11 protein-coding genes and 2 pseudogenes are annotated in these 14,165 nt (G+C 30.8%); 6 read left to right on the top strand and 7 right to left on the bottom strand.

All coding sequences use genetic code 11. The features are described 5' to 3' along the window. Nucleotides 1-61: 61 nt before the first annotated feature. A protein-coding gene (locus NST87_RS13870; protein ID WP_445684174.1) for an IS3 family transposase occupies nucleotides 62-1,575 on the top strand; the annotation gives its coding sequence in 2 pieces (ribosomal slippage) (nucleotides 62-736 and nucleotides 739-1,575; 1,512 coding nt in all). A gap of 100 nt (nucleotides 1,576-1,675) precedes the next feature. On the opposite strand, the gene NST87_RS12875 is transcribed toward NST87_RS13870, so the two are convergent. The 3 genes and pseudogenes from NST87_RS12875 to NST87_RS12865 form a co-directional block, all read right to left on the bottom strand. After that, the gene (locus tag NST87_RS12875; protein WP_071562293.1) at nucleotides 1,676-1,825 is read right to left on the bottom strand and encodes a FeoB-associated Cys-rich membrane protein; all 150 of its coding nucleotides are present in this window, start codon (nucleotides 1,823-1,825) and stop codon (nucleotides 1,676-1,678) included. A gap of 12 nt (nucleotides 1,826-1,837) precedes the next feature. Beyond that, nucleotides 1,838-3,832: pseudogene (gene feoB, locus NST87_RS12870) on the bottom strand (ferrous iron transport protein B). Beyond that, nucleotides 3,825-4,061, bottom strand: coding sequence for a FeoA family protein (locus tag NST87_RS12865; RefSeq protein ID WP_040030384.1), 237 nt, complete (start codon nucleotides 4,059-4,061; stop codon nucleotides 3,825-3,827). The pseudogene feoB and the gene NST87_RS12865 overlap by 8 nt, the downstream one beginning before the upstream one ends. A 386-nt stretch (nucleotides 4,062-4,447) precedes the next feature. Here NST87_RS12865 and NST87_RS12860 point away from each other — a divergent pair. Together NST87_RS12860 and NST87_RS12855 are read left to right on the top strand one after the other, a co-directional pair. After that, nucleotides 4,448-4,746 (top strand): annotated as a pseudogene (locus NST87_RS12860) (hypothetical protein). 295 nt (nucleotides 4,747-5,041) lie between these two features. Then, on the top strand, nucleotides 5,042-6,466 hold the full coding sequence (locus NST87_RS12855) for an APC family permease (protein WP_019469778.1): 1,425 nt from the start codon (nucleotides 5,042-5,044) through the stop codon (nucleotides 6,464-6,466). Between the two features lie 358 nt (nucleotides 6,467-6,824). On the opposite strand, the gene NST87_RS12850 is transcribed toward NST87_RS12855, so the two are convergent. From NST87_RS12850 to NST87_RS12845, 3 genes are all read right to left on the bottom strand, one after another. Continuing rightward, on the bottom strand, nucleotides 6,825-7,985 hold the full coding sequence (locus tag NST87_RS12850) for a TcaA NTF2-like domain-containing protein (RefSeq protein ID WP_445684178.1): 1,161 nt from the start codon (nucleotides 7,983-7,985) through the stop codon (nucleotides 6,825-6,827). A gap of 50 nt (nucleotides 7,986-8,035) precedes the next feature. Continuing rightward, nucleotides 8,036-8,155 (bottom strand): zinc-ribbon domain-containing protein, encoded by a 120-nt coding sequence (locus NST87_RS13865; RefSeq protein WP_404757604.1) that lies wholly within the window; start codon nucleotides 8,153-8,155, stop codon nucleotides 8,036-8,038. 379 nt (nucleotides 8,156-8,534) lie between these two features. After that, the gene (locus NST87_RS12845; RefSeq protein ID WP_019469780.1) at nucleotides 8,535-9,452 is read right to left on the bottom strand and encodes a DMT family transporter; all 918 of its coding nucleotides are present in this window, start codon (nucleotides 9,450-9,452) and stop codon (nucleotides 8,535-8,537) included. 105 nt (nucleotides 9,453-9,557) lie between these two features. Here NST87_RS12845 and NST87_RS12840 point away from each other — a divergent pair, with 105 nt between their 5' ends. The 3 genes from NST87_RS12840 (at nucleotide 9,558) to NST87_RS12830 (ending at nucleotide 12,824) form a co-directional block, all read left to right on the top strand. Then, nucleotides 9,558-10,442, top strand: a complete 885-nt coding sequence (locus tag NST87_RS12840) for an AraC family transcriptional regulator (RefSeq protein ID WP_040030383.1) — start codon at nucleotides 9,558-9,560, stop codon at nucleotides 10,440-10,442. Nucleotides 10,443-10,525: 83 nt separating this feature from the next. After that, entirely contained in the window at nucleotides 10,526-11,326 is an 801-nt protein-coding gene (locus NST87_RS12835; RefSeq protein ID WP_340721764.1) for an HAD family hydrolase, read from the top strand. A 121-nt stretch (nucleotides 11,327-11,447) separates the two neighbouring features. After that, nucleotides 11,448-12,824, top strand: a complete 1,377-nt coding sequence (locus NST87_RS12830) for an MFS transporter (protein ID WP_394858324.1) — start codon at nucleotides 11,448-11,450, stop codon at nucleotides 12,822-12,824. 273 nt (nucleotides 12,825-13,097) lie between these two features. Here the strand turns inward: NST87_RS12830 and NST87_RS12825 are convergent, their stop codons facing one another. Further along, nucleotides 13,098-14,003 (bottom strand): PhzF family phenazine biosynthesis isomerase, encoded by a 906-nt coding sequence (locus NST87_RS12825; protein WP_019469784.1) that lies wholly within the window; start codon nucleotides 14,001-14,003, stop codon nucleotides 13,098-13,100. Between the last annotated feature and the right edge of the window lie 162 nt (nucleotides 14,004-14,165).

Below are 14,165 nucleotides of genomic sequence, written 5' to 3'. Positions count from 1 at the left end.
AATTGATATGCTCCCTTCAAAGTAGACACTTAAAAATGTAAACTTTGAAGGGAGCTTTTTTATGACTCATAGAAAATTATCACCTGAAACTTATCAAAAAGCTTTCAGCTTATATGAAGAAGGATATAGTATGAAAAATGTAATTCAAAAATTAAATTTAAATTGTTCTCCTAGAACATTATTGATTAACTATTATAAATTTAAGAAGCATGGAATAAAGGTGCTTTTACCAATTCAGAGAAATAATACCTACTCAAATGAATTTAAGCTTAAAGTTGTGCACGAATATATAAATGATGGCCTATCTTTAACTGATTTAGTAGTTAAATATAATATCCCCACTACTTCAACTGTAAACAAATGGATTTCAAAGTATTTGTCGGGTAAAATATTAAAAACATATTCTCCAAAACCCGAGGTGTATCAATTGAAATATAAATCATTAACATTTGAAGATCGTGTAGAAATCGTTGATTATTATATGAATCATGGCCAATCGTATAAGACAACAGCAAATCATTTTAACATCAATTATAGCCAAGTATATAACTGGGTAAAAAAGTACAACTTGCATGGATATGATGGGCTTAAAGATGGACGTGGAAAAGGGAAACCCCAGTCTGTATTAACACCTGAAGAGGCATTAAAAGCTGAAATTAAGATACTTAAAGAGAAAAATAAATTTCTTCAAATGGAAAATGACGTTTTAAAAAAGGAAGAAGAAATAGAAAGGAAGTTGATGAAACAGGCATCAGACAAAAAGCATCATACCAAACGGTAAAAGCATTTAAAAACCTTTATCCGATAGCTTGGTTATGTTCAGTATTAAAGATATCACGTTCAAGTTACTATAAATGGTTACATCGCAAACCATCAAATAAAGAAATTGAAAACCAAAAATTGATCAAAGATATCGTTGATATCTACAATAAATACAAAGGCATATATGGATATCGTCGTATATACATATATTTAAGACTTAAACTACATCAAAAAGTAAATCATAAACGTGTCTATAGATTGATGAATCAACTGAATCTAAAATCTACTATCCGCCCTAAAAGAAAACGATATATTAAAACAACACCTGAAATTACAGCACATAATATATTAAATAGAAAATTTGAAGAACAAATCCCAAATAAAAAATGGTTAACTGACGTTACAGAATTCAAACTAAGCAATGGTAAAAAACTTTACTTAAGTGCTATTTATGACTTAGGCAGCAAACAGATTATCAGTCATAAATTAAGTACCTCAAATAACAATAAATTTGTATTAGATACGCTCAAAAAAGCAGTCAAACTTGTGCCGAATACCGAAGGTATACTCTTACATAGCGACAGAGGATATCAATATACAAGCAGATTATTTAAAGTTACGTTAGAGCAACTTGGTATAAAACAAAGTATGTCACGACCAGGATGTTGCATAGATAATGGACCTATGGAAGGTGTATGGGGAACTATTAAAAGTGAATTGTTTAGAGGAAGAAAAAAAGTGATTTTTAAAGACAAGGCTACAGCAATAAAAGCAATTAATTCATATATAGAATTTTTTAATCAGAGATATTAATCTTCCTATTTATCTTTTGATGTGAATGAAAAACATAAAAAGATTTGAGTATGCTGTCACTTTCATAAAAATTGATGAACTTATCAAAAGTGATAGAAAGTCATAATGTTTTCTTTCCTGTATGACACCCACGCTTAGAGCCACAAGAACTACATTTACCTGCTTTAGCTTTCTTGAAAAAGTTGAATAATGTAAAAACAACATAACTAATAATAGCTAGAAAGATAACAACATTGATAATAATCGTCATTAAATCACATCCTTAATAAAATAATAGTCCAATTTGATAAAAGACAAACGAAAGTAAATATGCAGTGATTAATGGATATGCTACAGCCAGTACAGTCCATTTAAGTGAATATGTTTCTTTGCGAATGGTTGCTACTGTAGATAAACATGGTATATATAGCAAGATGAAAATCATAAACGAATATGCTGATAATGGTGTGAAATGACTTTGTATAATGTTTACAAGACCAGCTTCGTCTGATGCATAGATAATTGCCATCGAGCTAACGATCACTTCTTTTGCTAAAAATCCAGGTATTAATGTAGCACCCGCTTGCCATGAACCAAATCCTAATGGTGCAACTAATACAGCAAAGAAACTTCCAATTGAATGTAAAAAGCTATCATTAACGTCTACATTGAAACCGCCAGGACCGGTATAATTCAATAACCAAATAATTACCGAACCAGCAAAGATAAATGTTCCTGCTTTTTTAACAAAACCTTTAGCTTTTTCCCATGTACTTCTTCATAGTGTTTTGACTGATGGTAATCGATAAGTAGGTAATTCAACGATAAATACAGAATCATCATTTTTTAATACTGTTTTCGTTAATAGTACACTTGTTAATAAAGCGACAACGATACCAAGTACATATAAGCTTAGGACGATGAGTGCCTGATGAGATTCAAAAAACACACCTACAAACAATGCGTAAACGGGTAATCTCGCAGAACAAGACATAAATGGTGCAATCAAAATCGTTGTAAGTCTTTCCTTCTCACTTTCAATACTACGTGCTGCCATGATACTTGGCACGTTACATCCAAATCCTATAATCATTGGTATAAAAGATTTACCACTAAGACCAAAGTATTCCATAATTCGATCCATTAATATGGCAATACGAGACATATAACCAGAGTCTTCTAACAGAGAAATAAAGAAGAAAAGGACCAGTATTTGTGGCACAAATACAAGTACTGCACCTACACCAGCAATAATACCGTCATTGATTAAATCTTGTAAAAATGGAACGAGACCTAATTTATCCATCAAGTTTGATACCGTATCTGTAAAGGTTCCACCTAAAAATTCATCTAATGCATCGGATATAGGTGTACCGATCCAAGTGAAGGTAACGTGGAAAATCAACCACATAATGATTAAAAAGATTGGAATGCCTAAATATTTATTTGTTAAAATGCGATCTATCCGATGCGTGAAATATTGTCGTTCTTCATCCGGATATTCAACCGTATCTTTTAAAATATTGTCTATATATGTATTGCGTATTGCTTGTATCTCATCCCTTATAGAATTATCTAATTCTTCTGATAAATTTTGACGCAATAATGTTATTTCTTTCAAAACAGCGTCATCTAAAAAGTCATGAATTTTTGGATTTTCTAATAAAAATTGTATTGAGATAAAACGTGCTAATTGTTTATCAATAGAGGTGCTAGATGTTAAATGTGCTTCAATTTGTGATATTGTAGCTTCAATATGCTTACCATAATTTAATTTTAATGGTCTGTTTTTTGATAAGCCATTGTCTTTCAAAGAATCTAATAATTGATGTGTGCCTTTACCATTTCTTGCTATGATAGGTAGTAGTGGCAATTTTAATTTTTTCATAAGTGCTTGCTGGTTGATACGAATACCACGTTTTGTAGCAACATCAACCATATTTAATCCAATGATTAAAGGTGCACCTAATTCCATGAGTTGAACTGTAAGCTGCAAATTACGTTTGAGTTGGCTGGCATCTATAATATTGATCATGCCAGAAAATTGACTATTCAATAAATAATCAGTAACAACCATTTCGTCTTTTGATATAGGTGACAATTCATAAATACCTGGTAAATCAACTAGGTCTCCAATATGCTGTTTGAGGCGACCTACTTTTTTCTCTACAGTTACACCACTCCAGTTTCCTACATATTCGTATGTGCCAGTCAATGCATTAAATAAAGATGTTTTACCGACGTTAGGGTTCCCTAAAATACAATAACTATTAGTCATTGGCTTCCTCTAATTCAATCTGACATGCATCACAACCACGAATACTTAAACATTGACCATTCACTTCTAATATACAAGGGCCTTTGAACAAGCACTTTTGTTTAATTTTTAACTTCGTACCATTCACTAAACCAAGTGCATTTAACCGATGACGCATGTGTTGATTTTTAATGTTCATTTCTTTGATTTTGTAATTCTTTTTTAAGTCTCCACTTTTTATGCTTAACATAAAACTCACTCTTTCTTATAATGAGATAATAATAATCATTATCAATTATACTATTATGTCAAATATAATAGAAGTAAATTTTAATATAATTCTGTGAATGTTTTGTTAAGCATTATTGCCTGTAACATATATTACTTTGTTTTTTTGATTTTAAAAAATAAAAAGGCAAATCATTGAGCAAAGAAATTGCTATCATGAAGAAGTAATATTACACTTGAGTTAAATAATAATTTACTAAATATGAGATGACACGCCCTTAGTCCAAAAGATGGTTTGATGATTGACTGTTGTTCAAAATTTTTGAGTTTCGGATATAAATCATTAGTCGTTATATAAAAATATGTGTTTTTAAAATTGAATTACATATTGAGATAGGAGGGATTCAAATGGTTATCCGTGATAATAAACGCATAAAAGTAAAACGTTTAAATGAAACGCGCTCAAGTGGGATTTCTGTCATGATTGAAGAAGGTGGTTTGGGAGCTGACCAATATTATCAAATTGAAAAGCAAAATGCGAAAACATCTGAGGAACACTTACATCAATTTGAACATGAAGTAAGTGAAAAAATAATGCTGAACTGATTGAACTCCTAATTATCAATGCACAGGAAAGTACGAATAAAGACTATAATGAAGCATTAAAGACAATTCAGCAAGAAGTGTTAAACCGAATGAGATCATAAATAATTTATTTGTAACCAAAGATAATAAAGATTAAACGTTAACCATTAAGACTATTGATAAAGCTATTTAACAGCTGTATCGGTAGTCTTTTTTGTATTTAAATACAGATAAGACTTAGTGTGCGCTAAATTAAGGTATAAAACATTAGAATTAACAAAAAATTAAACTAATATAGTTATAAATTAAATAACCAAAAATTTATTAAAAATTCTTTTTTAAAAGGATATGTACATTACAATTAAAAATCACTATACTGTAATACGTGTTTGTACATTATTAACAAGGAGAAAATTGATGAATCTTTTAAAACAAATTTTCAAAAAGGAAGATATTGCTAAATTTCAAAATAAAGATGCTCATTTAGAGCGCACATTAAGAATAAGAGACTTTTTAGCTTTAGGTGTAGGTACAATTGTTTCTACTGCTATTTTTACATTGCCAGGTGTTGTAGCTGCTGATCACACAGGTCCATCAGTTAGTTTGTCCTTTTTAGTAGCAGCTATTGTAGCAGCTTTGGTAGCATTTGTTTACGCAGAAATGGCATCTGTTATGCCTTTTGCTGGATCAGCATATACATGGATTAGTATATTGTTTGGAGAATTTTTTGGATGGATTGTAGGTTGGGCTTTAATTGCTGAATATTTAATTGCGGTGGCTTTTGTAGCATCAGGATTTTCAGCTAATTTGAGAGGTTTATTAGAACCTTTTCATATATCATTACCTAATTCATTATCTAACTCTCTCGGTACAGACGGAGGTATCATTGATTTAGTAGCAGCTATCGTAGTGATTATAACGGCGATATTGCTATACAGAGGAACGTCAGAAGCGGCACGTGTTCAAAATGCACTTGTGATACTTAAAGTATTGGCTATTCTCTTGTTTATAATCGTAGGCTTATCAGTCATTGATATTGGTCATTACATACCTTTTATTCCAGAGTATCGTGAAACTGCAGCAGGCGCATTTGGTGGCTGGCAGGGTATATATGCAGGTAGCTCTGTCATTTTTGTTGCTTATATAGGGTTTGATTCTATTGCTTCAAACTCTGGTGAAGCGATTAATCCGCAAAAAACAATGCCACGAGGAATCTTAGGTTCTTTACTAATTGCAGTTACATTGTTTATCGTCGTTTCACTTGTATTAGTAGGGATGTTTGATTATGCGCAATATAAAAATAATGCTGAGCCAGTAGGTTGGGCTTTACGTATGAGTGGACATAGTACTGTTGCGGTCATAGTGCAGGCAGTCTCAGTAATTGGTATGTTTACTGCTTTAATTGGTATGATGATGGCGGGTTCTCGCTTACTTTATTCGTTTGGTAGGGATGGTATCTTACCGTCTTGGTTAGGAAAATTAGATAATAAAAATTTACCAAATCGTGCATTAATTATACTATCGATTGTTGCAATTATTATTGGCTCTGTTTTTCCATTTGGCTTTTTAGCACAATTAATTTCAGCTGGTGCGCTTGTAGCGTTTATGTTTGTTACAGTAGGTATTTTTTCATTGCGTAAAAGAGAAGGTCATGACCTACCAGAACCAGCATTTAAATTGCCATTTTACCCAGTGATGCCAGTGATTATTTTTATTTGTGTATTTATTGTGTTCTGGGGATTAAGTGGTCAGGCTAAAATCTATACATTAATTTGGTTCTGTATCGGCATCATTTATTATGTACTGTATATTTTAAAAAATCTTAAAAACATCAAAAATTAATATGTTAAAGATGAGATTTTTAAGTTGTTGAGTAAATAAATTATAAATCATTAATAATGCAAAATTTAAAATAAAACTATACTGATTTTCATAAATAAATAATACTTAATGAATGAGTCAGAAATAGGTATAGTTTCAACCATAGTAAGCGAATTGTTACTTATTTTATCATTTGTTTAAAAATAATAAAACGCTCTTTAAAATTTTCACTTTTTAGTGTCTATTTTAGAGAGCGTTTTTAAATGTGTGTAAAGTATTATAGCTATTATTAATTGATAGTAGGATAAAAAATATAATGCTAACCATCATAACAGCTTATAAGTTTATATATCATGTTTTGTAAATTGAGTTAGCTATTTTAAATATCAGTATAGTCTTTGATTTTAAAATCAGATAATAAATCATCATAATCAAGTACGTATTGTGAATGGATAGTTTGATCATCTTTATCTTGCTTTTCTACTTCAATTGTAATTGTGTCACCTTTTTTACTATATTTAACGACTTTTGGATCTGAATAATCTGCTTCGTCACCAGATTCCACTACTTTTTTCATATGGTCAGCCGTGTCAGTGCCATGTTTTATATAGCTAGAAATATAACTATATTCTTCTTCTTCATATGCCTCATTCAAATCTTCAGTATAGTCTTCTATGAAAGTTTGAACATTTTCTTTAATATCTTTATTTTCTTGATTCGCTTTTATTTTTTCATTGTCAAAAGACAAATCAATAGGTACTGGTTCATTCTCTTTCTTAGGTTTAGGTGCTTTAACTACGTTAGATTTGAATTTTTTGTCATCAACATGTGCTTGTGCATATACTTCTAATTTTTCATCTGGCTTGTATGGACCATATAAATAACTATCATAATCATCTTGAGCGGACAGTTTTTTATTATTAATGTATAAATCTATTTGAGTATCGCTGTCTAGTTCGCTATCATCAATGTTAATATCGAGATATTTTTCATTAAATTGTTCTTGAACTTCATTTTCATCAGACATGGTGATAATTAATTGCCCATCGAATTTTTCATTGTTTACTACTTTTTGAGCTTTTAATTTATAATTTCCTAATGGTAATGTTGCAAAGGTTTTAGATTCATCTTCAGATAATTTAATTTTATGTTTTTTGCCATTATATTTATATGTAACTTTACTATCAGATTCAGGAGTGATTGAAACTTTTTGCTTAGAAACTTCGAAGTCATAATTATTAAAAATACCATATTTTTTACCATTTTTATGTATATGAATAACTTCCGTATCGTTGATATCTATTGAAGCAGTGTCCGATTTATCTTTTGTCATCTGTTTGGTTTTATTTTCAATATCATCTGCGATTCTTTCTGGGTTATCAGCATCAACAACATATTTATAAAAAGCTTTTGCTTCATCTTTATTCAAACTTCTATCATTGAATACTAAATGATTTGATAAGTTTTTAGTATCACCCTTCTTTAAATCTTCAGAAATTGTTTTAGCTTCACTCTCTGGCGATAAGCTTGCAGCAACGATTTTATATAAAATAATTAAAAGAATGATGATAGTTAAAATAATACCTATTACTAAATACTTTTTTTATTTCGCTTTGATGTATTATTTTGATTTTGAAGTGGGTGGCCACACTGTGTACAAACTTTTTGATTATTCTTTACATGGGCCCCGCAATTTTTACAATACTTCATTACTTTTCCTCCCAATATGGATTGAATTTATTCTTTCAACAATGTCTCTCTTTTTAAACAAAATTGAACATTTCTTTGAACAACTGATATTACTAAATACAAATATCTAAAATAATCGCCTCGAAATTTAAATAAATAGCCCGATATTAACTGTTTAATTATATAAATTGAATTGTAACATATTTATAAATATGTAATTAATATAAAATTGATTTTTGTTGGTATTTCATATATAAATAAGTTATTTATTGTTTATAATATACAAATTAAATCGTTTGTTTAAAATTTTACAATGAGTAATATTGTATGATTTAGCAAACTCAAAACATGAATCCAATAGCAGTTTTTGGAATCATGTTTTGAGTTTAAGTTAAATTGTTTATTCTATGTTACGTTGTTTTTTTAATGATAAAGCTAAAATGAGGACGATAATCAGTAGAATACCAATAAGTTGGTAACTATGAAATGTTACATTAAGCCAAAGCGCGCTTGCTAATATGGCCATAACAGGTTCGATTGTGCCGAAAAGTGTGGTTTCTTTTGCTGATAAGTAATTTAAACTTTCAATAAAGAAAAAGAATGCTATAGCAGTTCCGGCAATAATACCAAAAGTTAAATAAAGTACAGTCGATCCTGTTAAATGAGACCAATCAAAATCCCATATAGGTGCTTTGAAATTCATGACAATGCCTGAAATTAACATTGCCCAACCGACAACTAAAATAGACGGAAACCGAGTTAATAATTGTGTTGCGTAAAGTGTATAGAATGCAAGTGCTAAACCAGATATAATCCCCCAAATTACACTTGGAGTTGATACCACAAGTTTACTAAAAGATCCGTTGGTTAGTAGCAAAAATGTACCTGATAATGTAAGGACAATCGCGATCAAATCAAAAAGTTTAAAGCGCTCTTTACGTCTGATAACATACCAAATAATGATATATACTGGTGCTATATATTGGAGTAAAGTAGCGATTGCTGCATTACCGAAATTGATAGACGCCATATAAGCGTATTGAACGAGCAACATACCAAAAATTGAAAAAATAAAAAGTTGGAATAGGCTATGTTTATTTTTAAATATATCGAATAATGAAGATTGTCTATTAATTATTTTGTAAATCATTAATAAGACGAAGCCACTGATTAATAACCTCGCAGTTACATACCAATTGATATCAATGTCCCTTTGTTGAAAAAGAAAATCTGATACCGTGCCACCGAGTCCCCAAAAAGATGCTCCTACAATAGCTAATAAAATACCTACGATTCGAAGTTTTGTTTCATTTACCATATGATCACCTGTTAAATATTAATATATTCATACTATAGCGTGAAAATACGCGATATAATATATAAAAATGAGCTTAAAATAGCAAAATATTGAGGTGTCTAATTTATGTATCAAGAAATTATCGTAGAAAATACAAGAGAAGAGTTAATACAATTTCCTGATAAACAATGGAAACATATTATTTTACATACGTATTTAAATCGCACGATATTTGGCTACATTCCTATACATTGGCATCACGCATTGCAATTCATGTATGTGATTAATGGAGCACTCAATGTTTCAATTGGTGACGATACATTTAATGTTAAAAAAGGAGATGGGCTTTTTATCAATTCAAATGTTGTGCATGAGTTAACGAGTGAAGTATCGCATACAGAGTATTTTTGTTGGAATATTGAGATACCAGAAACTACCAATTATGTAGAATTTAATTATGTGTCAGAAATTATGAATAAAGCACATCATGTGCCGTATATATACTTATCCCAAGATGACAAACAGCAACAAGAACTTATAGAGATTATTAACTCAGCTGGACAAATATATGAAAATCAAAATTTATATTTTGAACTAGAGATCACTGCCAAATATTATAAAGCAATAAAATGGTTATTGCTGCATTCAGCAGTTGTAAATGAACAAAAACGATACTATTTTGACTACCGTATTAAAAGACTGATGACGTTTTTACAAAGTCATTTTCACAAGAAAATTTCATTACAAATGTTAAGTGAAGAGATTCATATGAGTAAATCTGAAACGGTTAGATGTTTCAAATACTATGTAAACCAGACCCCTATGCAATACTTAGTGAATTTACGATTAGAGCACAGCGTAAGAATGTTGCGTAGTAAATATCCCTACACAATTACAGATATTGCAATGGCATGTGGTTTTTCAACAACGAGTTATTTTATAAAAGTTTTTAAAGAAAAATACAAGCTAACACCAAAACAATTTCAGAAAAAACAAATTACCACAAAGTAATGATTCAATGCTTATTAGAAAAATTGTTAATTATAATGATAAGTAGATACAATGAGTTTAATGCTAAATAAAGGGGGATTTTTATGGATATTAAACTAATTGTCGTAGACATGGATGGCACATTTTTAAATGATGACAGCCAATTTAATAGTGAGACTTTGCAATTGTTAAAAGAAAATTGCGCAGATCAAGATATCCGCTTTGTCTTTTGCACTGGTAAACAATGTGAACGTGTGGAAAATATCGTAGGTGACCTCGCAACAAATACATTTATTGTAGGTGATAGTGCCACACGAATTAAATATAATGGAGAGTTTATTTACAATGCAGAGATAGAAAATCAAAAAGCAAAAGAAATTATTGATACAATCAGAGAAATTGATGATACACAAACTATTTTGGCTTGTTCAAAAACTGGCGCTTATGTTTTAGACAATATTTCGGAGTCAGAGAAAAGGCACGTGCATGGTTCTTATCAACATGTGAACTATATTAAAGATTATAACGATATTGAAGAAGATTTATTAAAAATTACAGTTCATGACGCAAGTGGTCATTGTAAAGAGACTGCCGACCGTCTACAACACTTTGAAAAAGACGTTTATATCGTAGCTTCAGATGAGGCATGGATTGATATTGCAGATTTGGGCGTGAATAAAGGAACCACAATTAATCGAATTCAGAATTTACTTCAAATTACGCCTGCAGAAACCATTGCATTTGGTGATGGATATAATGATTTAGATTTATTTAAAGCTGCCAAATATAAAGTCGCAATGGATAATGCCTATCCCGAATTAAAAAAAGAGGCTAATTTAATTGCAATTAATAATAATGAGGATGGGGTTGTACAAACTTTAAATTTACTTTTAGGATTCAAATAAAAGTAAATTTCTATTTGAATTAGAAAAATAGTAAAAAACCATAAAATAAATTGTACTTTGTATGATAATATCTATCTAGTGCGTATTTTTATATGCAATATTTAGATGAGGAGGCTCATGCATCGTGAGTACAAAGCAACAATCAAACAACAAATTGATTTTAGCTATTGTGTTAAGTGTGTTAACGTATTGGCTTTTTGCTCAATCGTTTATTAATATATCTACACAGGTTCAAAACACCTATCAAACAACACCAGGGGTTGTTAACTTATCTGTCAGTTTAGCATCGTTTGCTACTGGTATTTTTATGGTAGGTGCAGGTGATGTGTCTGATAAGATAGGAAAACTAAAAATGACTTATATTGGTATCATTTTTAGTATTTTAGGCTCATTACTCATTATTGTATCTAGTGTGACAGCGTTCTTATTGGTAGGACGTATGCTGCAAGGACTTTCTGCGGCTATTTTACTTCCTTCTACTGTAGGTGTGATTAATGAGCAATTTAAAGGTAAAGAAATGCGTAGAGCATTTAGTTACTTGATGATTGGTAGCGTTGGTGGTATCGGCTTAGCGTCGATGGTTGGTGGATTGATAGCTACATATGTCAATTGGCAATCTAACTTTATCATCTCTATTATTATTTCAATTATCGCATTTTGGTTATTATGGGGAACAGAAGAAGTAGAAAAAGAAAAAATTGACACAAGACCATTTGATTATATCGGGATGTTTTTATTTGCAGTTTTAATAGGAAGTATTACTTTATTTGCCACACAAGGATTTGAACAAGGATGGTTCAGCACCTTTTCAATTACGTGTCTTGTAATTTTTGTACTTTCTACAGTTGTCTTTATATTCTTTGAAAGACAAAAACATGCACCATTCATTGATTTTTCACTATTTCGAAACCGTGGATTTGTAGGTTCTTCAATGATCAATGTTGTACTCAATTCTGGCGTAGGTACAACAACAGTATTTAATATGTATGCGCAGACAGAGTTAGGGTTAAATGCCTTTCAAGCAGGTCTTGTGACTGTGCCTTATGTCATTATGGCAGTTGTGATGATCCGTTTAGGAGAAAAATTATCCTTACGCTTTGGTGGGAAGCCATTGTTATTGGTAGGACCACTATTTCCAGCAATAGGAATTATGTTTATTAGTTTAACTGTATTACCAACAGATTGGTATGTAGGCATTGTTGTGTTTGGCTTTGTCATTTGTGCTATAGGAAATGGTTTATGTGCCACACCAGGAATTACAGTTGCAATTTTAACCATACCTGATGAAAAAGTTGGTTTAGCTTCAGGTATCTACAAAATGTGTGCAACACTAGGTGGCGCACTAGGAATTGCGCTTAACACAACTATTTTTGCAGCAGTACAAGTTAACCATAGTGCTAGTGTGGCTGCAACTACTTCATTTTTAACAGGTTTATCAATTATGATTATTGGTGTGATTCTGACTCAAATCATTATACCTAAAAATATAAAAGCTTAAGCATTTATTGAAATTTATTAATAAATGATACTGTGCTATAGATTTCATATTTAAAATAAGGACCAATCCATAGATAATGGATTGGTCCTTTTATATTGCAGTTATTATGAATTTGAATATATATGATTGGTAAGCGCATGATTTAAACTTTTAAATTACTTAAACAATCAGTTACGGCTATTGACGCTTATCCTATATTATTTATAATGTGGGATTTATAAGTATAACTAATTCTGTAACTTATATGATTTATATTTATTAAGTTGATTTCAATCACGCATCAGTTAAATGAACAATAAATGTTTTAACACTAACGGCTGTTCCAGTTATTTTTATATCCCATTCATTGTCATTAAAAGTAACGCTAACCTTCACCTTACCGTTTTTACCAATTTCTTGGCCTTGTTCGACGATAAGATTGAGTGGATTGTCTGAAATGTTATGTATGTATTTAACAAAGTAAGCCCCCATAACTCCAGAAGCTGTTCCAGTAACTGGATCCTCTATTGTTCCAGAGAAAGGTGAAGAAAAATGACGCGCATGCATATTAGAATCTTGATGATATGTTTCAAAACAAAATGGATGAATAGACACTTTAGGCTTTTCGTTTAATATAGAAGGGAATAGGGCATTGTTGGGTTTCATTTTCTGACAAACAGCTAGACTTTTCACTGGAACAAGTAGTGTCCAAACACCTGTACTTCCATATAAAACTGGTAAATTTTCGTCGATATCTTCTTCGTCGATATCTAGTGCGTAAGCTAATGCTTTCTTAGAACCATTGAATGTTTCAAATTGTGGTGTGGCATGTTGCATAGTGATAAATATTTGGTCATTATGAGATACATTCATTCTTATAGTTAAAATGCCTGCTTTAGTTTCAATTGTAAGTTCATTTTTATTTTTTAGTAATTGTTTTTCTTTTAAAGCATAAATCGTGGCAATTGTTGCATGACCACAAAGGTTCATTTCATGACCTGGCGTGAAAAAACGTATTCTAAGGTCTGCCTTATCAGATTTAACAGGAAACGCAGTTTCATTAAACCCAACTCTCGATGCAATTTCTTGCATTTCCCGATCTGTTAAATTTTCTGTGTCTAATACAACGCCAGCAGGGTTCCCTTTATTGGCTTCTGTACTGAATGAATCGTAATGATAAACCTGTACGGATTTAACCATCTTCTTCCTCCTGATTTTTAATTCTCTATAAAGTGTAGAACAATTTAAATGAGTTTGCTTAGCAATTTTTCACTGCTTATAAACTTATAAAGTAAAACATTTTATAAGTTTATTTTTAATTTTAAAAATAACAAAAGAACTTGGAAAATCAATTTATTCCTA

Origin of the sequence: Staphylococcus sp. FSL W8-0271 (genome assembly GCF_038006605.1) — a bacterium.
Taxonomy (GTDB): domain Bacteria; phylum Bacillota; class Bacilli; order Staphylococcales; family Staphylococcaceae; genus Staphylococcus; species Staphylococcus cohnii.
The sequence above is the reverse complement of the archived record's forward strand: the minus strand, read 5'-3'. Positions and strand labels throughout refer to the sequence as shown.